General features: G+C 66.7%; 22 protein-coding genes and 1 pseudogene. 14 read left to right on the plus strand and 9 right to left on the minus strand.

Annotation, left to right across the window (positions count from 1 at the left end; all coding sequences use genetic code 11):
- Together KAY22_RS12305 and KAY22_RS12310 are read right to left on the minus strand one after the other, a co-directional pair.
- A partial coding sequence (locus KAY22_RS12305; protein ID WP_296623783.1) for a ferrochelatase occupies positions 1–140 on the minus strand: 140 nt, incomplete at its 3' end.
- On the minus strand, positions 137–2,362 hold the full coding sequence (locus tag KAY22_RS12310; protein ID WP_366514085.1) for a molybdopterin cofactor-binding domain-containing protein: 2,226 nt from the start codon (positions 2,360–2,362) through the stop codon (positions 137–139). The genes KAY22_RS12305 and KAY22_RS12310, both read right to left, overlap by 4 nt.
- A gap of 156 nt (positions 2,363–2,518) precedes the next feature.
- Between KAY22_RS12310 and KAY22_RS12315 the strand changes: the two genes are divergently transcribed.
- From KAY22_RS12315 to rpsI, 3 genes are all read left to right on the plus strand, one after another.
- Positions 2,519–3,562 (plus strand): COX15/CtaA family protein, encoded by a 1,044-nt coding sequence (locus KAY22_RS12315; RefSeq protein ID WP_296623764.1) that lies wholly within the window; start codon positions 2,519–2,521, stop codon positions 3,560–3,562.
- A 131-nt stretch (positions 3,563–3,693) separates the two neighbouring features.
- Positions 3,694–4,173, plus strand: coding sequence for a 50S ribosomal protein L13 (gene rplM, locus KAY22_RS12320; RefSeq protein WP_296623765.1), 480 nt, complete (start codon positions 3,694–3,696; stop codon positions 4,171–4,173).
- Positions 4,173–4,733 (plus strand): 30S ribosomal protein S9, encoded by a 561-nt coding sequence (rpsI, locus tag KAY22_RS12325; RefSeq protein WP_296623766.1) that lies wholly within the window; start codon positions 4,173–4,175, stop codon positions 4,731–4,733. Before rplM ends, rpsI begins: the two co-directional genes overlap by 1 nt.
- 58 nt (positions 4,734–4,791) lie before the next feature.
- Here rpsI and KAY22_RS12330 read toward each other — a convergent pair whose 3' ends face one another.
- Entirely contained in the window at positions 4,792–6,564 is a 1,773-nt protein-coding gene (locus tag KAY22_RS12330; RefSeq protein WP_296623767.1) for an acyltransferase, read from the minus strand.
- Positions 6,565–6,773: 209 nt separating this feature from the next.
- Between KAY22_RS12330 and KAY22_RS12335 the strand changes: the two genes are divergently transcribed.
- Positions 6,774–7,031, plus strand: coding sequence for a hypothetical protein (locus KAY22_RS12335; protein WP_296623768.1), 258 nt, complete (start codon positions 6,774–6,776; stop codon positions 7,029–7,031).
- 60 nt (positions 7,032–7,091) lie between these two features.
- Here KAY22_RS12335 and KAY22_RS12340 read toward each other — a convergent pair whose 3' ends face one another.
- On the minus strand, positions 7,092–7,484 hold the full coding sequence (locus tag KAY22_RS12340; RefSeq protein WP_296623769.1) for a hypothetical protein: 393 nt from the start codon (positions 7,482–7,484) through the stop codon (positions 7,092–7,094).
- A gap of 157 nt (positions 7,485–7,641) precedes the next feature.
- Here KAY22_RS12340 and KAY22_RS12345 point away from each other — a divergent pair, with 157 nt between their 5' ends.
- From KAY22_RS12345 to KAY22_RS12365, 5 genes are all read left to right on the plus strand, one after another.
- Complete coding sequence (locus KAY22_RS12345; protein ID WP_296623770.1) at positions 7,642–7,968, plus strand: hypothetical protein; 327 nt, start codon at positions 7,642–7,644, stop codon at positions 7,966–7,968.
- Between the two features lie 13 nt (positions 7,969–7,981).
- On the plus strand, positions 7,982–8,920 hold the full coding sequence (locus KAY22_RS12350; RefSeq protein ID WP_296623771.1) for a hypothetical protein: 939 nt from the start codon (positions 7,982–7,984) through the stop codon (positions 8,918–8,920).
- A gap of 4 nt (positions 8,921–8,924) precedes the next feature.
- A complete protein-coding gene (locus tag KAY22_RS12355) occupies positions 8,925–9,848 on the plus strand; it encodes a S41 family peptidase (RefSeq protein ID WP_296623772.1) in 924 nt (307 codons plus the stop codon).
- 63 nt (positions 9,849–9,911) lie between these two features.
- Positions 9,912–10,511, plus strand: a complete 600-nt coding sequence (locus KAY22_RS12360; RefSeq protein WP_296623773.1) for a TIGR02466 family protein — start codon at positions 9,912–9,914, stop codon at positions 10,509–10,511.
- Positions 10,512–10,523: 12 nt separating this feature from the next.
- The gene (locus KAY22_RS12365; protein WP_296623774.1) at positions 10,524–11,279 is read left to right on the plus strand and encodes a hypothetical protein; all 756 of its coding nucleotides are present in this window, start codon (positions 10,524–10,526) and stop codon (positions 11,277–11,279) included.
- A gap of 368 nt (positions 11,280–11,647) precedes the next feature.
- On the opposite strand, the gene KAY22_RS12370 is transcribed toward KAY22_RS12365, so the two are convergent.
- Both KAY22_RS12370 and KAY22_RS12375 read right to left on the minus strand, forming a co-directional pair.
- A complete protein-coding gene (locus KAY22_RS12370; protein WP_296623775.1) occupies positions 11,648–12,181 on the minus strand; it encodes a GNAT family N-acetyltransferase in 534 nt (177 codons plus the stop codon).
- Entirely contained in the window at positions 12,178–12,654 is a 477-nt protein-coding gene (locus KAY22_RS12375) for an SH3 domain-containing protein (RefSeq protein WP_366514086.1), read from the minus strand. Before KAY22_RS12375 ends, KAY22_RS12370 begins: the two co-directional genes overlap by 4 nt.
- A 105-nt stretch (positions 12,655–12,759) precedes the next feature.
- On the opposite strand from KAY22_RS12375, the gene KAY22_RS12380 reads away from it, so the two are divergent.
- Together KAY22_RS12380 and KAY22_RS12385 are read left to right on the plus strand one after the other, a co-directional pair.
- Positions 12,760–13,752 (plus strand): D-glycerate dehydrogenase, encoded by a 993-nt coding sequence (locus KAY22_RS12380; protein WP_296623776.1) that lies wholly within the window; start codon positions 12,760–12,762, stop codon positions 13,750–13,752.
- 226 nt (positions 13,753–13,978) lie between these two features.
- Positions 13,979–14,269: a hypothetical protein gene (locus tag KAY22_RS12385; protein WP_296623777.1), complete on the plus strand. Its 291-nt coding sequence runs from the start codon at positions 13,979–13,981 to the stop codon at positions 14,267–14,269.
- Positions 14,270–14,342: 73 nt separating this feature from the next.
- Here KAY22_RS12385 and KAY22_RS12390 read toward each other — a convergent pair whose 3' ends face one another.
- Positions 14,343–15,170 carry an ABC transporter permease gene (locus tag KAY22_RS12390; RefSeq protein ID WP_296623778.1) on the minus strand — a complete coding sequence of 276 codons (828 nt, stop codon included), beginning with the start codon at positions 15,168–15,170 and terminating at the stop codon, positions 14,343–14,345.
- 79 nt (positions 15,171–15,249) lie between these two features.
- On the opposite strand from KAY22_RS12390, the gene KAY22_RS12395 reads away from it, so the two are divergent.
- The 3 genes from KAY22_RS12395 to parE all read left to right on the plus strand — a co-directional run bounded on the left by KAY22_RS12395 (position 15,250) and on the right by parE (position 18,309).
- Positions 15,250–15,960 (plus strand): GcrA family cell cycle regulator, encoded by a 711-nt coding sequence (locus KAY22_RS12395; RefSeq protein ID WP_296623779.1) that lies wholly within the window; start codon positions 15,250–15,252, stop codon positions 15,958–15,960.
- Positions 15,961–15,964: 4 nt separating this feature from the next.
- Positions 15,965–16,255, plus strand: a complete 291-nt coding sequence (locus KAY22_RS12400; protein WP_296623780.1) for an I78 family peptidase inhibitor — start codon at positions 15,965–15,967, stop codon at positions 16,253–16,255.
- A gap of 71 nt (positions 16,256–16,326) precedes the next feature.
- Positions 16,327–18,309, plus strand: coding sequence for a DNA topoisomerase IV subunit B (gene parE / locus KAY22_RS12405; protein WP_296623781.1), 1,983 nt, complete (start codon positions 16,327–16,329; stop codon positions 18,307–18,309).
- Positions 18,310–18,328: 19 nt separating this feature from the next.
- Here parE and folP read toward each other — a convergent pair whose 3' ends face one another.
- Together folP and KAY22_RS12415 are read right to left on the minus strand one after the other, a co-directional pair.
- A complete protein-coding gene (gene folP, locus KAY22_RS12410; RefSeq protein ID WP_296623782.1) occupies positions 18,329–19,450 on the minus strand; it encodes a dihydropteroate synthase in 1,122 nt (373 codons plus the stop codon).
- A gap of 82 nt (positions 19,451–19,532) precedes the next feature.
- Positions 19,533–19,751 (minus strand): annotated as a pseudogene (locus tag KAY22_RS12415) (site-specific DNA-methyltransferase); the annotation flags it as partial.

Genomic DNA, 19,751 nt, shown 5'->3' on the forward strand with positions numbered 1-19,751 from the left:
ACCCTGCGGTCGGACAGAAACTCGGCCAGATAACGCTTCACCGCCGCCGGCGTCGGCGCGTCGGGCGTTCCCAGATTGATCAGCAGGACGCCGATGCGACGAGGCGGAACGGGGGGGTGGTCTGCGGGAAGATGGCTCATGCGTCTGACAGACTCAATGGAAGGTGGCGAAGGCGCTTGCCGGTGGCAGCGAAAACGGCGTTGGCGATAGCGGGCGCGACCGGAGGCACCGAAATTTCGCCGGCACCGCCGACGCGCTCTTCGGACGAAAGGATCTCGACGCGAATTTCGGGCGTGGTGGCAAGCGTCGGCAGGTTCAGTGCGTCGAAATTCTGTGCCGCAACGACCCCGTCCGTCAGCGAGATGGGCGCGCCGAATGCGTTGGCGAGGCCCCAGGCCGCGCCACCCTCAAGTTGCTGGCGAACGATATCGGGATGGATCACCTGGCCCACATCGGCGACGATGGTCAGACTTGTCACGCGGATGTCGCCGCCTTCGGCGCGCACCTCGGCCATCACGGCGACGTGGCTGCCGAAACAGCTATGGAGCGCGAAACCCTGGCCCGTTCCGGCCTCCCCGCCCTGCCAGCCGCCGAGTGCGGCAGCGGTCTGCAGACAACGCGCGAGCCGGGGCTGCTTCGTCAGCGCCTGCATACGGAAGGAGAGCGGATCCAGCCCGGCCGATAATGCGAGTTCGTCGACGAAACTCTCGGTAAAGAAGGCGGTATAGCTGTTGGCGACCGACCGCCAGGCACCGGTCCCCACACCGATATCGACGGGCGCATGCTCCACGGCCAGTGCCGCGATGGAATAGGCCGGCACCGCGCCTTCGACCGCGCCCTGATCGGGGTCGAAGGAACTGGCGCGCGGCTTCCCTCCGAGGCGGTCCATCATCTCCATATTTGACGAAGGCGTCGCGATCGTCGCGGACCAGCCCGCGATCGACGCCGCCGGCCCCAATTTGCCGCGCAACCGGGCAAGCGCGGGCGGGCGAAAGCGGCTGTGCTGTATGTCCTCGCGTCGGGGCCAGACGAGTTGCACGGGCTTGCGCAGCTTCGAGGCGATGATGGCGGCCTCGACCGCCGCATCGACCTCGATCTTCCGGCCGAAGCCACCGCCGACGAGCGTCGGATAGATGGTCACGCTGGCCTCGTCCCGGCCAAGCGCCTTGGCCACGGCGGCACGGGTGAAAGGCAGTGACTGGGTCGGCACCCAGACCTCTACACCGCTGTCGCCGACACGCGCCGTCGCGGTCAGCGTCTCGAGCGGCGCCTGTGGGATCATCGGCACCGAATAGGTAGCCGTAAGCACCCCGGCGCCGGTCAACACCTCGTCCGGCTTCTCGCGCTCGACGAAGCGCTTGCGCTCCTTCCCGTCGAGCGCGGCGGCCAGCGCCTTGCGGATAGAGGCATCGTCGGGCTTCGGCCCGGCAGCCTCCCATTCGATCGCGAGCGCCTGGAGCCCACGGTCCGCCGCCCACCAGTTGTTCGCGACGACGGCAACCCAACCCGGATTAGTGAGGACTGCCGACACGCCGGGAACGGCATCGGCATCGCCGGTAATCATCTTTGCAGGGCGCGTGGCGCCATAGGGGCCATGCGCGATCGAGGCATAGAGCATCCCGGAAAGGCGGATGTCGGCCCCCATCTGCGCGCTGCCATCGACCTTCGACGGCAGATCGAGGCGCGGAACGTCCTTGCCGACCAAGGTCCGCTCGTCCCGCTCACGCAGCCGCAGCTCTTTCGGCGGTTCGAGCAGAGCGGCCGCCGCAGCGAGCTCGCCGAAGCGCAACCGGTCGTTGCCGCGCACGACAAAGCCTGCTTCGGTGTCGCAGGCCTTCCAGTCGATCTTCCACCGCTCGGCCGCCGCCTTGCACAACAGGCTGCGAGCGGCAGCGCCTGCTTCGCGCAGCCGCGGCTCGAAACTGCGGATCGACGACGACCCGGCCGTCATCGTCAGATTGGCGCGCATGGCGATCTCGCGCGATGCAAAGGCGGTGACACCGTGCAGCCAGCCCGGCAGCGCCTGTTCCATGCCCTCGCGAACGACACCTATATTGGCGTAGATCGGATTGATCGGCGCGGGCTCGACCGCCACCGTGCGCCAGTCGGCGCCGAGTTCGTCGGCCAGGATCTGCGGTAGTGATGTGTAAACGCCCTGCCCCATCTCGGCCTGCGGCACGACGACCGTGACGCGGCCATCGGCACCGATCTTGAGAAAGGCGTCGAAGATCGTCTCGCCGGGCGCTGCGCGAAGATTGGGTGCATAGTTGCGCGGCCAGATCGCCCAGCCGACCACCAGCCCGGCCGCAACCCCGCCGCCGATCAGAAGCTTCCGGCGGGTTATCCCCGGTCGCGCTTTCACCGCTTCGCCTTCGCGGTCGATCCTTCCATGCATCGCGCCACGATAGGCGGGCCGCCGCCGCTATACCAGCTTCATGAAGGGGTATCGGGACGGTCCCGCATGCTTTTCCCCTTGGGACTGCTTGATCCGGCGATGGTGCTGGCGCATGGGGCGCCCATGTCGATGCTTTCGCGCCCCGCCTCGCCCAATCCGCAGCCGCGCGCCCTGGGCGCCTGGCTGCTCGTCGTTGCGACCCTCGTCTTCCTGATCGTTGTCGTGGGCGGGATCACCCGCATCACCGAGTCCGGCCTGTCGATCACCGAATGGAAGCCGATCAGCGGCATCTTGCCGCCGCTGAACGACGCCGAATGGGCGGCCGAGTTCGACAATTACAAGCAAATTCCCCAATATACCGCCTTCAACCTCCACATGACGCTGGACGGCTTCAAGGAGATTTTCTTCTGGGAATATGTCCACCGGCTGCTCGCGCGCGGGATCGGCGCGGTGCTCGCAGTGGTGATGCTCGTCGCCTGGTGGCGGCGCGCGGTCCCGGCCGGCTATGGCTGGCGCATGATCGGCATCTTCGCACTGGGCGGCATGCAGGGCGCGATCGGCTGGTGGATGGTCTATTCGGGCCTGTCCGAGCGGACCGAGGTCAGCCACATCCGTCTGGCGGTCCATCTGCTGGCAGCGCTCACCATCTTCTCTGCCCTGGTGTGGACGGCACTCGACCTGTTCCGGCTGGCACGCGACCCCGCCGCCCGGCCGGCGCGGCCGGCGGTCATCGGCCTTGTCGCTCTCGGCATCCTCGCGGTGCAGATCATGCTCGGCGCCTTCGTCGCTGGCCTGCGCGCCGGTTATGCTTTCTCGACCTGGCCGAAAATGGGCGAAGACTGGTTCCCGCAGGGCGGCTGGAACGCCCTGCTCGGTCTCGCCAATCTGTGGGACAACCCGATCGTGGTGCAGTTCATCCATCGCTGGTGGGCCTGGGTCGCTGCAATCGCCGCCCTTCTCCTAGCCCGTCGGGCCATGGCTACGGGCATCAAGGGTCCGGTCCATGCGATCGCAACCTTTCTGACGCTGCAGATCCTTCTCGGCGTCGCCACGCTGCTGACCGGCGTCGACATCGTCGTAGCGGTCGCGCATCAGGGTGTGGCGGTGCTGCTGCTCGCCAGCCTGCTGTGGGCGACGCACGGCCTCGACAAGATCAAGGTATCATAATACCACTTAAATTCAGGCCCATTTTGCTTGACTCAATTGGCCTCTCCGCGCATTAGCGCCCCGTCAACGCCGCCTCCTCGAGGGGCGGCGTCGTTCATTTCGGAACGAACGAAACAGAAGGTCCCAGGCCCATGAAGGCGCTCATGAAGACCACCAAGATGGCGACCCCCGCCACGGTGGAAAAGAAGTGGCATCTGATCGATGCGGAAGGGCTGGTCGTCGGCCGCGTCGCCTCGATCATCGCCAACATCCTGCGCGGCAAGCACAAGCCGAGCTTCACCCCGTTCATCGATTGCGGCGACAATGTCGTCGTGATCAACGCGGACAAGGTCCGCTTCACCGGCCGCAAGCTGACGCAGAAGATCTACTATCGCCACACCGGCTATGCCGGCGGCATCAAGGAAGCCCGCGCGGACAAGGTCCTCGGCGGCCGCTTCCCCGAGCGCGTCCTTGAAAAGGCCGTCGAGCGGATGATCCCGCGCGGTCCGCTGGGCCGTCAGCAGATGCGCAACCTGCGCATCTTCGCCGGCGCCGAGCATCCGCATGGCGCACAGAATCCCGAGGTTCTCGACATCGCTTCGCTGAACCGCAAGAACAAGGTGGGCGCATAATGTCCGATAACCGCCAGTCGCTTTCCGACCTCGCCGCGCTGACCGGCGCGGCCGCCGCCCCGGCTGCTCCGGCCGCCGCTGCTCCCGCCGCCGAAGCCGGTGACGTTGCCGAAGTCGCCGCTCCGGTTTCGACCCAGCCGACCACTCCGCTGCGCGCGCAGGAACTCGACGCCTATGGCCGCGCCTATGCGACCGGCCGTCGTAAGGACGCCGTCGCCCGCGTGTGGCTGAAGCCGGGCACCGGCAAGGTCACCGTCAACGGCCGCGACCAGGAAGTCTATTTCGCTCGCCCGACGCTGCGTCTCGTCATCAACCAGCCCTTCTCGGTCGCCGGCCGCGAAGGTCAGTATGACGTCATCGCCACCGTCAAGGGCGGCGGCCTCTCCGGCCAGGCCGGTGCGGTCAAGCATGGCATCAGCCAGGCGCTTACCAAGTACGAGCCGGTTCTGCGCGCGCCCGTCAAGGCCGCCGGCTTCCTGACCCGCGACAGCCGCGCGGTCGAGCGTAAGAAGTACGGCAAGGCGAAGGCCCGCCGCAGCTTCCAGTTCTCGAAGCGCTGATCCGGATCATTCTGGAACCGAACAAGGGGGTCGCCGGCAACGGCGACCCCTTTTTCGTTCAGCCGAGCGCGCGGCGCAGTTTCGGATCCGCTCGCAGATAGCGGGCGAGGTAGCGCGCGCCGGCGCGGGTCAGGTGAGTCGTGTCGCCTGACAGCAGGCGGCCTTGCTCGTCGGTGAAGGGCACCTTGCCGCCGATCATGATCGGGCGCATCAGACTGACGTAATGATCGGCCGGAACGCGCTGCACGATCAGCCCTTCGTGCCGCATCACTGCAGGATCGGGGCGGTTGAGCAACAGGGTGCGATGTGCGCGCGGTACGGTCGCAAGCCAGTTGATATTGGTGCCGAAGCTCTTGGTTCCGAAGAAGAGTATCTGCCGTCCCCCGCGCTTCGCCCAGGCGATGCCCTCAGAAACGCAGGCCTGCTGACCGCGCCCGCCGGCTCCGTTGAAGAACAGGACATTGGCCGTGGACACGAGCTTCCGCACGGCAGGATCGCCATCTCGGAAGCTGCAGACATCGAGATCGTCCCGATAGACGATGGCGATCCGCCGCTCGCCCCAGCCTTCGCGCACGATATTGACGATGTCGCGTCCGAAACTGTTGCCGACGACGAGAAGACGGACCGGGCGATCGCCGACGAAGCGGTCCGCGCGATAGCGGAACGCCTGCCGGTTATAGTCGATATAGCTTCCCGAAAAGCCGTCCGGCGCGCGCGGGAAGAGCCGGGCGGGAAAGCCTCGCCCGAAATGGAGCGCGAGGCCGAGGCCGACGAGCAGCAGGCTCGCGGCGCCGACGCCCCACAACAATGTCCGGGTGCCCACCCTTTCAGCATCCCGGCAAGGACGCTCGATCCAGCGCCAGCTGGCATAGGACAGGGCGAGGATAGCGGGCACCAGCGCCGATAGCGTGGCGGGCAACGGTGGCTCGCGCGATATCATCCGTGCAAAGGCGAACACCGGCTGGTGCCAGAGATAGGCGCTGTAGCTGATCAGGCCGAGCAGCACGATCGGCGGCCATGCCAGCAGCCGTCCGGGCCCGCGCCGATCGGACCCGGCATGCAGGAACAGGACCGTGCCACCGACCGCCAATACGATCCAGACGAGCGGCAGAGGCACGAGCCTAGCCATGGCCGCCCCCGTCATCGCCACGACGATCAGCGCCAGGCCGAGTGCGGCAAGGATGTCGCTGCGCACCGAGGCCTGCGCCCGCAATCGCCCAGCGCACAAAGCCCCCGTGGCGATCTCCCAGAAGCGCAGCGGTGAGAGATAGAAAGCTGCGAGCGGGATGTGCCGGGTCAGAACCAGCGCGAGGGCGAGGCTCGCCACGGCCACGCCCGCAAGCCATGCCCGGCGCGCGGCGGGGCTGCGCACCAGCAGGAACAGCCATGGAAGCAGCAGGTAGAATTGCTCCTCCACCCCCAGCGACCAGCTGTGCACGAGGGGCTTCAGCGCAATCGAGACATCCCAATAGCCAGTCGTCGCCGCGAGCAGCAGATTGTTCGAAAACAGCGTCGTCGCGACGATCGACTGGCCGAGATTTTCAAGCTGGTCGGGGAGCATGAGGAACCAGCCGCCGACAGCGCAAAGCGCCATCACCAGGTAAAGCATCGGCACGATCCGCCGCACACGGCGTTCGTAGAAGCGCCTGAGCGACACATCCCCCCGCCGGCTGTCCTCGATCAGGATCGAAGTGATCAGATAGCCGCTGATGACGAAGAAAATATCGACGCCCAGAAAGCCACCGGCGAACAGGCTTTGGCCGGCGTGGAAGAAGATGACGGGAATGACCGCGACCGCTCGCAGACCGTCGATCTCACGGCGATGTTCCAAACCATATCCCTTCGCAAGGGCGCAGCGCCCCTGCCGCCCTGGCTGCGACCATAGCTTCGGCGGCGCATCGGCAGCAATCGGGCCGCGCGTTCGTGAACAGTTGTAAAATCGATCAGAGTTACGACCTTTGGTCATTTCCCCGATGATATCGTTTGCAGTAGAGAGGCTGCACGCCGGGTGTTGATCGGCGCTTATGTGGAGTAAAGTCGATGAAGCGGTTCGTGGCTCTGATGATGGCGGTATCGACGGCGACGTCGGCCTTCGCGCAGGTCGATGGCAGCGCGGCCGTCAACCCGGCAAGGGCCGCCGAACTCGGCAAGGACGCTCCGCATCAGATGGCGGGCCCGGTCCATATCCGCTTCCGAAAGGCGAGCGACATCAAGCTGGTTGCCGGTACCGACGACGCCGACGCTCGCCGCGAACTCGCCTATCATGCCGCGCTGCGCTTCGAGCGCGCCGACGACTGACCCTGTGGGCGGGGCCGGGGTCTGTCCCCAGCCCCCGTCTTCCATTCAGGATTTGGCCTATCAGGATTTGGGCTTGGTGTAGGGTACGAAGTTGCCCAGGCCGATGGTCCCGCTCTGAAAACGGGTACCCGGATCGAGCAAGCGGACGATGTCGACGTTGCACAGGTCGGGACTGCGCGTGTCGGTCACCATCACATCGTTGCGATCGAGAAAATTCGCGCCGTTGACCGGGCGATTGACGTACCAGATCCGCCCCATCTTGTAGACGATCGCGGTCCGCTCGAAGATTTCGGTGGACTGGATCTGCCGCTGCGGGATGCAGTTGACCGGTTTGCCTGCCACGCGCCCCTCCAGCGTTTTCGCCAGTCGCGCCTCCGGAGAGGGCCGCGCCGCAAAGGCCGGCATGGTCGAACTCATCAACAGAACGCCGATAAGGCACAGTTTAACGCGCATCGAAACACCTCCATGGCTGCGGTCAATATGCGGTTCAGCAAATGAACCTTCAATGAGCAGACGCACAGGACGAAGAGTTTCCTTGACCCTAAATGAACGCGGGAACCGGCTTCATATTCGTCCGTTGGCGCTTTGAATTGAACGAAGGAGTACTGCCATGAACAAGCTCGCTATTATTGGCAGCGCCGCTCTGCTCTCGCTCGGTGTCGCTGCTCCCGCCTCGGCGCAGAGCGCCAACCACATTCTGCGCGGCGCGGGCATCGGCGCAGCTGGCGGCGTCATCGCCGGTGCGATCATTCCGGGCCTCTCGGTGGGCGAAGGCGCACTGGTTGGCGGCGCCGGTGGTGCGCTCTATAACACGCTGATCAACAAGGAGCGCCGGACCTATCGCAGCCGCAGCTATCGTTCGCCCCGCAGCAGCACCAGCCGGGCTTACAGCGCGGCTCCGGCGGCGCCCGCCTACCGCTCGTACCGCGCCAACTGACGCGAAACCGCCGATGAGGCCGCTCGCCGCCGCCGTGTTTCTCGCGGTCGCGGCGGCGGCCCTTGCGCCGGTACAGGCGAGGGCGGCGCAAAAGCTGCCGCTGTCCGGCGAGTTGCGGCTCGACATGGAAGCGCCGATCATCACCCTGTCGATCGGCGACGTTCCGCTCCGATTGCGCGTCTCGCTCAACCAGAAGCGACTGATAGAATTGAACCCCGACGCCGTCCGTCGGATCGAGGCCGATCCCCCCCGAAGCGGCTTCGCCTTCGAAAGCGGCTTCGATGCCCTGGTCGGCCGCGAGAGACTGCGCGGGGTGCAGGCCGCAGCCAAGGTCAGGATCAACGGGCGCAAGATGATCGTCACCCTCGCCTCCCACGGCCGCGACTGCTGCAAGGGCGTCGATGGCGAGATCGGCCTGGGGCTGCTTCCCTATGAGACCATAATCATGGACAGGAGTGTCGGCATCTCCGCCGCCACGCGCACCCTGCGCTACGGCCTCGACGACCATCCCACCCATGGCCCCCAGGCGCGCCAGACGGTCGGGGCCGACGCAATCTTCGTACAATTCTCGCTGGAGCAGGCGCGCACGGTCGCCACCGGATCGGCCGGCGCCATCCTCGCCCGCGCGCATGACGGACGGCTCGACGATGCGGGCGAGATCGAAGCGGCTTTCGGCATCAAGCGCCCGGCATCAACGGTCACCTTCGCAACACCCGCCAATGTGGGCGGTTTCGCCTATGACGACATGATCGTCCGCACCGCCGACTTCGGCGGCGCCGAACAATATCCGCGCGATCCGGAGAAGCCGGGCGATATCATGGTCCAGCGCCGCGTGCCGCAGCAGGAGGCCTGGCCGGCCGTCCTGATCGGTCGCGACCGGCTCGACGGGTGCGACCGGGCAGAGATCGACCGGCGCACCAACCAGCTCAGCCTGCGTTGCACGGCGAACTGACCCGATGAACCGCCGTCTGTCCCGCCTCGTCCTCGCCCTCTGCTGCCTCGTCAGCGCCTCGACGCCCGTCCTCGGCCGCGAGACCGACCTCAACGCCCGCGTGTTCGACCGCGCCTGGTCGATCGTCGCCGATCGCTACTGGGACCGGGCCATGGGCGGCAATCACTGGGAGGCGATCCGCGACCGCTTCTACCCCCAGGCCCTGGCCGCGAAGGACGAGCGGCAGCTTTATGCCGTGGTCAACCGCATGCTCGACCAGCTCGACGACAGCCATGTCTATGCGACCAGCCCCGGCCAGCTGCGCTGGGAAAAGGAGCCGCCCGAGGAGCGCGACCTGCCCCCCGCGCGCGCAGCCACGATGGTCGACGGCGGCATTCTTCTGATCACGCTCAACCAGTTCGACGGCGGCGACGACAAATGGCTGCGCGATCAGATCGCCCGGGCTCCTGCCCTGCGCGGCGTCATCCTCGACCTGCGCGATAATCTGGGCGGGCGCGACGACATTCTCGACAAGATCGCCGGCCTGTTCACCGATCGCAGGCAGCTGCTGATCCGGCTCAACGGCCGCCGCGAGATCGAGGAATATACGCGCGGCGCCGGATCGCGCTCCTATCTCGGCCCGCTTGCCGTGATCGTCGGCCCCGACACGGCCAGCGCCGCCGAAATCCTCGCCTATTTCCTCGGCGAGAGCGGCCGGGCAATCTCGGTCGGACAGAAGACGGCGGGGGCCGTGACCGGCGGGGTCGAACATGATCTGCCCGGCGGCGGCATGCTCACCGTGGCGGAGTATGACATCCGTACCGCGAACGGCACACGGCTCGAAGGGCGCGGATTCACCCCCCGTCACATCGTTCCTGTCGCCCGCAAGCCGGTCGACGCCGCGCTGAACAAGGCCATCGCCCTGCTTTCGGCCGCACAGCCCCGCTGATCCGGCCGCACCCCACAGGCCTTCGGCGCTTGAACCGGCGGCGCGGTCGTGCTTGTGCGGGCCATGGCCATAAGATCGCTCTTCGTCACCCGCCTCTATGACGCCCTCGTCGAGGACGAGACCCTGCTCGCCGAGCTCGACCATTCGGTCCGCTCGCTCGCGGCCGAGGACCGCGCCGGCAAGGCCTGGTCGAAGGAGAAGGGCTATCGCGGCTATACCTCCTATGCCTCGCTCAACGACCTGCCCGCACGCGACCCTGCCTTTGCCGACCTGGCGAAGCTGCTGAACCGCCATGTCGCGCGCTTCGCCGAGGAATTGCATCTCGATCTCGGCCGCAAGCTCCGCCTGGACAGCCTGTGGGTCAATCTGATGAAGCCCGGCGGCACCCATTCGGGGCATATCCACCCGCACAGCGCCATTTCCGGCACCTTCTACGTCGCCGTGCCCGAAGGATCGGGCGGGCTGAAGTTCGAGGATCCGCGCCTGCCGCTGATGATGGCCGCCCCGCCCCGACGCCCCGACGCGCCCGAGGAGGACCGCGCCTTCGTCTATGCCGAGCCGAAGCCCGGCATGATCCTGCTGTGGGAAAGCTGGCTGCGCCACGAAGTGCCGCCCAATGGCGCCAAGGGCGACCGGATCAGCATCAGCTTCAACTATAGCTGACGCGCGACCCCGATGCCCGGCGCGCGTTCCATCGTCTATTTCGGCTATCTCGGCGACGAGGCGACCGACGACAGAGTCGTGGAGCAGCGGCTTGCCTATATGGACGGTCAGATGCGCTGGCTGGCCCAGCTGGTCGCCGCCCTGCCCGGCGGAGCGCAGGTGCTGGTGCCCTACGTCGCGCCGCGCCGGTGGGACGAGGCGGTCCATGCCCGCATCGCCGCCCATGGCTTCGCGGTCGACCCGCTGTCGGTCGCGGCCGAGCGGCGCAACAGCTTCGAATATCCGGGCTTCCGCGCGCTGAAGGTGCTGGCCGAAACCCTGCCCGCCGACGAACCGATCTTCTATGCCCACAGCAAGGGGATCGTCGAACTGGCGCACAGCAAAAACGGCCTGTTTCGCCTGCACAGCCATTTGGCCCTTACCGCCGATCTCGACGCCTTCCGCCGCGACCCGGCGCTGACCCGCGCCGGTCTGTTCCCGTCCCGCTATGGCTGGTGCTGGTATAATTTTTTCTGGATCAGGGCCGGGCATATGGCGCGCCTGGCGGTCGAGGAATCGGAGGACCGCTACGCCTTCGAGGCGCTGATCGGCGACCGCAGCGACACGGAGGGGTTTCGCGGCGTCCTCCCCCTGATCGACCGCCTGCCCGCCGAGGCGACGGGGATCGAGCCGAAGCGCTGGTACCGCCCTGCGGAAACGTCGAGCCCTGCCTTGATCGACCTCTACCGCGCTTATGCCGCGATGGACGGGCCGCCCCCCTCCCGCTGATGCCCCTCGACAGTTCCGTGCTTTTCGGCTTCGCTGCCCGCCGGCGGAGCGGCGCGGTCACGGGACGGAGCGGGATGCGTCTGCAGGGGTGCTGGCGGAGGTAGGTCGGTTGGCGGTGGGGTTCGTGGATCGAGCCTAAGGAGCGGGCTGTGGCCGAACTGCGTACCAGAGCATGGGCAGCGATCGGAGGCGTAAACGCAGTTGCGCGGGTGGCGGCACCAAGTACCCTTGGCCTGACATAGATAGTTATGGGCCGTCTGCCGACTGTCTGGTTTGGTTAAATGACTTGAAAAGTGGACAACGCCCAGACGTAGCAATCAGCGGTGTAAATTTTGATTGCCACCCACGTCACTTCGGTCCTTTGCCCCTCACCCCACACTCACAACCCGCCGCAGCTTCACCACCGCCTTCCCCTTATACTCCGCATTGCCGAACACATGGAAACCTAGCTTCTCGGCCACACGCAGCGACGCGGCGTTGTGCGGGTCGATGATGCAGACCACCCGCTCGGGCGCGAAGGCGGTTTCCATCCAGCGGAGCATCGCGGTGGCGGCTTCGGTGGCGTAGCCGCGGCCGTGGACGTCGCTCGCCATCATCCAGGCCATTTCGGGGAAGGGGTCGAAATCGGTGCCGAGGCCGCGGTGGAAGTCGGCGATGCCGACCTCGCCCACCACCTGGCCGGTCGCCTTCTCCTCGACCAGCAGCAGGCCATAGCCGAGCAGCGCCCAATGGCCGACGAAGCGCAGCATGCGGTGCCAGCTTTCCTCGGGCGTCAGCGGGTTCTGGAAGATCATCCGCACCGCCGCCGGGTCGCTCGTCAGGAAACAGCAGGCCTCATAATCCTCGAGCCGGTGCGGCCGCAGGATCAGGCGCGGGGTTTCAAGGCGGGGGCCGAGATTCACTCGACCTCCTCGCCCGGGTCGACGCCCCAGATATGGTCGGTCTGGATATAGCCCTTCTTGCCCGCGACATCGAACAGGCACCAGCCGTCCTCGCACTTGCTGACCTGCCCCACCACGCCCGGCTCGGCGCGCCAGGCGATGCGCGATCCGGCGTCGGCGTCGGCGTACATTTCGGCGGGGGTGTCGCCGGTCACGATCGCGGTGCGCTTGGCGCTCAGCAGCGTCGCCAGCATCCAGCCCTCAGTGCCGTCCTGCTCCTTGATCCGGCGCCAATTGCCATAGACCTTGATCACCTGCACCGGCAGGTCGCGGCGGCGATAGCGCCAGGTGGCGGGATAGGTGCGCTCCGGCCCCGTGCGCAGCAGCGCATTGCCGGTGGCGATCGAGGCCCAGTAGGGCGTCTTGCGCTCCTGCGCCTCTGCGCCGCTCGCGACGACCATGCCCGCCAGCAACAACCAGTGCAGCCTTTTCACCTGTTCCCCCTTTTGTCCGAGCGCCCTTAGTATAGCGCCGCCGACAGGGTTCAAGCGCCGTGACATGCGCTTGCGCTCGCCTGCCTGCGGGACTAGCGACAAAGCATGGCGGACCGTCCTCACAATCCCAAGCTCATCGTCACCCGGCGCCTGCCCGCGCAGGTCGAGGCGCGGATGCGCGAATTGTTCGACGTCGAGCTGAACGAGAGCGACCGGCCGATGACGCAGGCCGAACTCGCCGCCGCCGCCGCGCGTTGCGACGTTCTGGTGCCGACCATCACCGACGCCATCGATGCGGAAGTGATCGCGGCGGCCAAGGGGCGGCTGGGCCTGATCGCCAATTTCGGCAATGGCGTCGACCATATCGACCTGAAGGCCGCGCGCGCGGCGCGGGTGATCGTCACCAACACGCCGGGCGTGCTGACCGCCGACACCGCCGACATGACGATGGCGCTGATCCTGTCCGTGCCGCGCCGGCTGGCCGAGGGCGAGAAGCTGGTCCGCTCGGGCACATGGACCGGGTGGAGCCCGGCTGCGATGCTGGGCCACCGGATCGACGGCAAGACGCTGGGCATTATCGGCATGGGGCGGATCGGCCGTGCAGTGGCGCGCCGCGCCCGCGCCTTCGACCTGTCGATCGTCTATCACAACCGCCATCGCCTGCCCGAGGCGGTCGAGCAGGAGCTGGACGCGCGGTTCGAACCCGATCTGGACCGGCTCCTGCAGGACAGCGACATCGTCTCGATCCACTGCCCGCACACGCCCGAAACCGAAAATCTGATCGACGCGCGGCGCATCGGCCTGCTCGCGCGGCACGTCTACCTGATCAACACCGCGCGCGGTTCGATCGTCGACGAGGCAGCGCTGATCGACCGGCTGGAGCGCGGCGAGATTGCCGGCGCCGGGCTCGACGTGTTCACGCACGAACCCGCCGTCGATCCCCGGCTGCTCGCGCTCGACAATGTCGTCCTCCTCCCCCACATGGGCTCGGCCACCTATGAGGGCCGCGCCGAAACCGGCGAGCGCGTGATCGCGAACATCCGCCACTGGGCCGATGGCCATCGCCCCCGCGACCAGGTGTTCGAGGGCTGGGTCTGAAGCATTTTCGAGGCGCCCCTCTGTGGTCGGCGGCTCGGAAAATGCGGCATGAAATGACGGAGCGTCTTCACTCGCCGCGACGACGCTCAAGATTGTCCTGAGATGAACGGCGGCTTCACACCGCGTTCAGTCGCCTTTTTCTAGAAGAGTCGCATCGGATTTCGAGGGAACCCGAAAAAGGGAGCCGCGTTTTTCCGACACGAGTTTTCGAGGAAGGGACCTAGTCATGAAGATGGTCAAGATCATTGCTGCGGCGACCGCCCTGTCGGTCGTCGGTGCCGGCGCCCCCGCTTATGCGCAGAGCGCCGAACATATTCTCCGCGGTGCCGGTATCGGTGCTGCCGGCGGCGTGGTCGCCGGCGCGGTGATCCCGGGCCTGTCGGTCGGCGAAGGTGCGCTGATCGGTGGCGCCGGTGGTGCGCTCCTCAACACGCTCAACAAGGAGCGTCGCTATTATCGCGATAGCTATGGCCGGAAATACTACATCGATAAGAACGGCCGCCGCCGCTACAAATAATCCCAGTTAAGGCGCAAGCCTGAGTACAGGGCCGTCCCGGCGTATCAGGGGCGGCCCATTTTCATGTCCGGCCTCAGCTCTTGATCTTCCAGCCGCGATCAAGCGCGACATAGTTCGCCCAGCAAAGCAGCAGGTTCAGCACGAGCAGCGCGATCGCGCCGACCATCACCGGCGAGTCCGACCGTTCGAGGAAGCCATAGCGAAAACCAGAAATGACGTAGAAGAACGGGTTGGCGTGGCTGATCGTCTGGAAGGTGGGATGGAGCACCTCGACCGAATAGAAGGTGCCCGACAGCAGCGACAGCGGCCCTACGACGAAATTCTGGACGGCGGCGGCATGGTCGAACTTGTCCGCCCAGATCGACGTCAGCACGCCGACCAGGCTGAGCAATATCGCGCCCATCAGGCCGAACCAGATCACCGCCGGCAGATGGCGCGGCATCACGTCGACCCCCGGCCAGAAGGCCATCGCCACCCACAAAGCCAGGCCGACAAGGATCGCCCGGGTGACCGACGCGCCGATCAGCGCGACCAGCGTTTCGACGGTCGACAGCGGCGGCATCAGATAGTCGATGATCGTCCCCTGCATCTTGCCGACCAGCAGCGAGAAGCTCGAATTGGCGAAGGCCGCGTTCATCATCCCCATCACGATCAGGCCCGGCGCGACGAAGGTGGCGAAGGGATAGCCCATCACCATCCGGTCCTTGCCCCCCAGCGCGAGGGTGAAGATCAGCAGATAGAGCAGCGTCGTGAAGGCGGGGGCCCATATAGTCTGAAGCTGGACCTTGAAGAAACGCTTCACCTCCTTCACATAGAGGGCAAGCATTCCCCCCCAGTTGACGAACGGGATCACCGGCTCGCCGGGCGGGGGCATCATGATGTTTTTGGGCTGGTCGCTCATGGGCATTTCGCCTATCGGCTCACCGCCCCGCCCGCAAGAGCCGGAGACGTCCGGCAGCGGGGGCAGACGAGGTAAAAGCATGTCCTGGACGGAAGAACGGATCGATCAACTCAAGCGGCTCTGGGGTCAGGGAATGACCGCCAGCCAGATCGCCGAGGAGCTGGGCGGCGTCAGCCGCAACGCCGTGATCGGCAAGGCGCACCGCCTCGGCCTCGAAGCGCGCCCCTCTCCGGTGAAGGGCGGCGGCGACTCGTCGGCTGCTGCCGACAAGGACAAGGCTGCAGCGGCTCCGGCGACCGAAAAGCCCGCGCCCGCACCCAAGGCACCGCCCGTCGCGGCGGCTCCGGTTGTCGAGCCTGCGCCTGCACCCAAGCCGGCCCCCGCGCCTGCACCGGTGGCAGCCGCCCCTGCGACGCCTGCTCCTGCGGCGGCCCAGCCTCCGGCAGCCCCGATGCCGCTCGTGCGATCGATCGGACCCGGCGGTTTCCAGCGTCAGGCCCCCGGCGAGCAGAGCGCGCCGATCCCGCCAGCCCCGCCGCGCCGCCTCGTGCCCGCCAAGCCGTCCGCCGAGATCGCCGGCAAGACCAGCCTGCTGGAGCTGAACGACCGCGTCTGCAAATGGCCGATCGGCCATCCGGGCGAGCCCGACTTCCATTTCTGCGGTGACCCGATCAACCCCGGCTTTCCCTATTGCCTCGACCATTGCTCGATCGCCTATCAGGCACAGCTGCCGCGTCGTGACCGCCGTCCGCCGCCGCCGCTGCCCTTTGGCGGCCCGCGGGTTCGCTGATCCCATGCGCTGGATGCATGCGGCGCTGACGCTGGCTCTCGCGGCCGGTCTTGCCGCATGCACCACAATGGAGCGACCGGCCGCACCAGTCGAAGGCGGTGCGTGCAACGCCGATCCGGCGCAGCCTTTCGTCGGCAAGTCAGCCTCGGCCGCAGAACAGGCACGTACGGCATCGGGCGCCAGGACGATGCGGCTGATCCGTCCCGGCCAGGCGGTGACAATGGATTACCGGCCCGACCGGCTGAACGTCGAACTCGACGCATCGGACAACATCGCCAAGCTCAGCTGCGGCTGAGCCGATTGAAGCCAGCCGACGGCTTCACGCCCCTTCCCTTCCTGCCATCCCCGGCCCTATAGTCGGCGGCGATGTCAGACGACCTTTTCGCTTCGGCGCCCTCGACCAGTTCCGGCAATTACGACGCTTCGGCGATCGAGGTTCTCGAAGGCCTCGAACCCGTGCGTCGCCGGCCCGGCATGTATATCGGCGGCACCGACGAGCGCGCCTATCACCATCTTGCGGCCGAAGTGCTCGACAATGCGATGGACGAGGCGGTCGCGGGCCATGCCAGCCGCATCGAAGTCTCGCTGCAACCCGGCAACCGCCTGACCATCACCGACAATGGGCGCGGCATCCCGGTCGATCCGCACCCCAAATTCCCCGGCAAGTCGGCGCTGGAGGTGATCCTCTCGACGCTCCATTCGGGCGGCAAGTTCAGCGACAAGGCCTATGCGACCAGCGGCGGCCTCCACGGCGTCGGCGTCTCCGTCGTCAACGCCTTGTCGACCGAGACGATCGTCGAGGTCGCGCGCAACAAGGAACTGTTCCGCCAGCGCTTCTCGCGCGGCGAGACGCTCGGCCCGATCGAAAAGCTCGGTGCCGCCCCCAACCGGCGCGGTACCAGCGTCACCTTCACCCCCGACCCCGAAATCTTCGGCGCGAGCGCGCATTTCCGCCCGGCGCGGCTGATGCGGCTGACGCGGTCGAAAGCCTATCTGTTCGCGGGCGTCGAGATACGCTGGAAATGCGATCCGTCGCTGATCGGCGACGACACGCCGTCGGAAGCCGTCTTCCAGTTCCCCGGCGGCCTGTCGGACCATCTGCGCGAGCAGATCGGTGGCCGCGAATGTGCCACCGCGCAATTCTTCGCGGGCAAGCAGGCCTTTCCCGACAATCAGGGCTCGGTCGAATGGGCCGTCGCCTGGCCGCTCTGGTCCGAAGGGTCGTACAGCTATTATTGCAACACCATCCCGACGCCCGATGGCGGCACCCATGAAAACGGCCTGCGCGCCGCGCTGGTCAAGGGCATCCGTGCCTTTGCCGAACTGGTCGGCAACAAGAAGGCGAAAGACGTCACCGCCGACGACATCGTCACCGGGTCCGAACAGATGCTGTCGGTGTTCATCCGCGATCCGCAGTTCCAGAGCCAGACCAAGGACCGACTGACCTCGCCCGACGCCGCGCGGCTCGTCGAGAATGCGGTGCGCGACCATTTCGACCATTTCCTCGCCGACAATATGGAGCGCGGCAAGGCGCTGCTCGCCTTCGTCCTCGACCGGATGGACGATCGCCTGCGCCGCAAGGCGGAGCGTGAGGTCAAGCGCAAGACCGCGACCGCCGGACGCAAGCTGCGCCTGCCCGGCAAGCTCACCGATTGCGCCAACGATGCCCCCGAGGGGACCGAGATTTTCATCGTCGAAGGCGACAGCGCCGGCGGCTCGGCCAAGCAGGCGCGCGACCGCAAGACCCAAGCGATCCTGCCGATCCGCGGCAAGATCCTCAACGTGGCCTCGGCCAACAGCGCCAAGATCGGCGCGAACCAGGAAATCGCGGATCTGATCCAGGCGCTCGGCTGCGGCACGCGGGAGCGCTGCAATGTTGACCTGCTCCGCTACGAGCGGGTCGTGATCATGACCGACGCCGATGTCGACGGCGCGCATATCGCAACGCTGCTGATGACCTTCTTCTTCCAGGAAATGCCCGACCTCGTCCGCGAGGGGCATCTCTACCTCGCTCAGCCGCCGCTCTACCGCCTGACGGCGGGCGCCAAGAGCGTCTATGCCCGCGACGACGAGCATCGCCGCCAGATCGAGGCCAAGGAGTTCAAGGGCAAGAAGGTCGAGGTGTCGCGCTTCAAAGGCCTGGGCGAGATGAATCCCCAGCAGTTGCGCGAAACCACCATGGACCCGAAGACCCGCACGCTGCTGCGCGTCACCCTGCCCCAGGAATATGAAGAACGCGCCGGCATCCGCGATCTCGTCGACCGGCTGATGGGCAAGCACCCAGAGCACCGCTTCGCGTTCATCCAGGCGAACGCGGCCAGCGTCGACGAAGAGGTGATCGACGCCTGAACCGATTAGCCACCCGCGCCTAAAGGCGCGGCGTCAGCGCCTCGTCGCGCAAGCCTCGCCAGATGCGGACCGCCTGCACCGTTTCGGGCACGTCGTGCACCCGCAGCAGCTGCACACCGGCCTGTGCGCCGTGCAGCGCCAGCGCGATCGACCCGCCGAGACGCTCGTCGGTCGGCGCTTCGTTCGACAGCGCGCCTATGATCCGCTTGCGGCTCGCCCCCAGCAGGATCGGGCAGCCGAGGCCGTGGAACAGCGCCAGGCCGTTGAGCAGTTGCAGATTGTGGCGCAGCGTCTTGCCGAAGCCAATGCCCGGATCGACGATGATCCGCGACCGCGCGATGCCGGCCGCTTCGGCAAAGGCGATGCGTTCGGCCAGCCAGTCATAGACCTCGATCAGCGCGTCCTCATAATGCGGGCTCTGCTGCATCGTCGCCGGGTCGCCCTGATGGTGCATCAGGATGACGGGACAATCGCGGTCGGCAAGCAGCGCCGCCGAGGCGGGATCATGGCACAAAGCGGAGACGTCGTTGACGATCGCCGCCCCAGCATCGAGCGCTGCTTCCATCACGCCCGCTTTGCGCGTGTCGATCGAGACCGGGATGCCCTGCCCCGCCAGCGCGCGGACGACCGGCTCGACGCGCGCGATCTCCTCGCGCAGCGCCACGGTCTCGGCGCCCGGACGGGTCGACTCTCCGCCGACGTCGACGATCATCGCACCAGCCGCGATCATAGCGGCAGCCGAAGCAGCGGCGGCCTGCGGATCACGCAGGTGCCGCCCGCCATCGGAGAAACTGTCCGGGGTCATGTTGAGGATCAGCATCACCTGCGGCTGATCGAGCATCAGACGCCTGTCGCCCAGGGCAAGCGGCGGCCGCGGCGCGACGATGCGCGCGAGCGTCTCGTGTGCGGCCTGAGCCTGCTCCTCGGTCAGGCTGGCGAGAAATGCCTCCAGCCCTGTCAGCGGCACCCAGCGCGAACCCGTCCTGCGACCGCCGTCGACGATCAGCACCTCATATCCGGTGAACCAGTGCAGCCCCCCGGCGAGGCGCGCCACCTGACCGTCATAGCCGAAGGGCGACGCGAGGAAGCCCCCTGGCTGGAAATAGAGGCGCGCATAACGGGAGATCGGGTGGTTGGTCATCGCCCCTCGCTATCGCCGGGGAATGCCGCTGACCAGCCTCATCGAAGGGAAGCGGGGGCCGACGGCCCGCCAGCCTGTCCGCTCAGTCGCCCAGCTGGGCGAGGTGCTTCTGGCGCAGGCTGTCGATCGGCTGCAGCCCCTCGGGTGTCTCTATATGCCAGAAGCTCCAACCGTTGCAGGACGGAGCGTCCTGAAGCAGGGCGCCGAGGCGATGAATCGATCCGGTGGTGCCGCAGCTGCTGGCAAGCACACCATCGGCGCGCACCTGCGCGGTCCAGCGACGACGGGAGTCGCTCAGGAC

This window comes from Rhizorhabdus sp., from assembly GCF_018006725.1.
In the GTDB taxonomy this organism is placed as follows: Bacteria; Pseudomonadota; Alphaproteobacteria; order Sphingomonadales; family Sphingomonadaceae; genus Rhizorhabdus.

Bases quoted from the DNA above. Each gene is read 5' to 3' on its own strand.
- KAY22_RS12315 (WP_296623764.1), top strand. From the start codon at position 2,519: ATGTCGATGCTTTCGCGCCCCGCCTCGCCCAATCCGCAGCCGCGCGCC.
- rplM (WP_296623765.1), top strand. From the start codon at position 3,694: ATGAAGGCGCTCATGAAGACCACCAAGATGGCGACCCCCGCCACGGTG.
- rpsI (WP_296623766.1), top strand. From the start codon at position 4,173: ATGTCCGATAACCGCCAGTCGCTTTCCGACCTCGCCGCGCTGACCGGC.
- KAY22_RS12335 (WP_296623768.1), top strand. From the start codon at position 6,774: ATGAAGCGGTTCGTGGCTCTGATGATGGCGGTATCGACGGCGACGTCG.
- KAY22_RS12340 (WP_296623769.1), bottom strand. From the start codon at position 7,484: ATGCGCGTTAAACTGTGCCTTATCGGCGTTCTGTTGATGAGTTCGACC.
- KAY22_RS12345 (WP_296623770.1), top strand. From the start codon at position 7,642: ATGAACAAGCTCGCTATTATTGGCAGCGCCGCTCTGCTCTCGCTCGGT.
- KAY22_RS12350 (WP_296623771.1), top strand. From the start codon at position 7,982: ATGAGGCCGCTCGCCGCCGCCGTGTTTCTCGCGGTCGCGGCGGCGGCC.
- KAY22_RS12355 (WP_296623772.1), top strand. From the start codon at position 8,925: ATGAACCGCCGTCTGTCCCGCCTCGTCCTCGCCCTCTGCTGCCTCGTC.
- KAY22_RS12360 (WP_296623773.1), top strand. From the start codon at position 9,912: ATGGCCATAAGATCGCTCTTCGTCACCCGCCTCTATGACGCCCTCGTC.
- KAY22_RS12365 (WP_296623774.1), top strand. From the start codon at position 10,524: ATGCCCGGCGCGCGTTCCATCGTCTATTTCGGCTATCTCGGCGACGAG.
- KAY22_RS12380 (WP_296623776.1), top strand. From the start codon at position 12,760: ATGGCGGACCGTCCTCACAATCCCAAGCTCATCGTCACCCGGCGCCTG.
- KAY22_RS12385 (WP_296623777.1), top strand. From the start codon at position 13,979: ATGAAGATGGTCAAGATCATTGCTGCGGCGACCGCCCTGTCGGTCGTC.
- KAY22_RS12390 (WP_296623778.1), bottom strand. From the start codon at position 15,170: ATGAGCGACCAGCCCAAAAACATCATGATGCCCCCGCCCGGCGAGCCG.
- KAY22_RS12395 (WP_296623779.1), top strand. From the start codon at position 15,250: ATGTCCTGGACGGAAGAACGGATCGATCAACTCAAGCGGCTCTGGGGT.
- KAY22_RS12400 (WP_296623780.1), top strand. From the start codon at position 15,965: ATGCGCTGGATGCATGCGGCGCTGACGCTGGCTCTCGCGGCCGGTCTT.
- parE (WP_296623781.1), top strand. From the start codon at position 16,327: ATGTCAGACGACCTTTTCGCTTCGGCGCCCTCGACCAGTTCCGGCAAT.
- folP (WP_296623782.1), bottom strand. From the start codon at position 19,450: ATGACCAACCACCCGATCTCCCGTTATGCGCGCCTCTATTTCCAGCCA.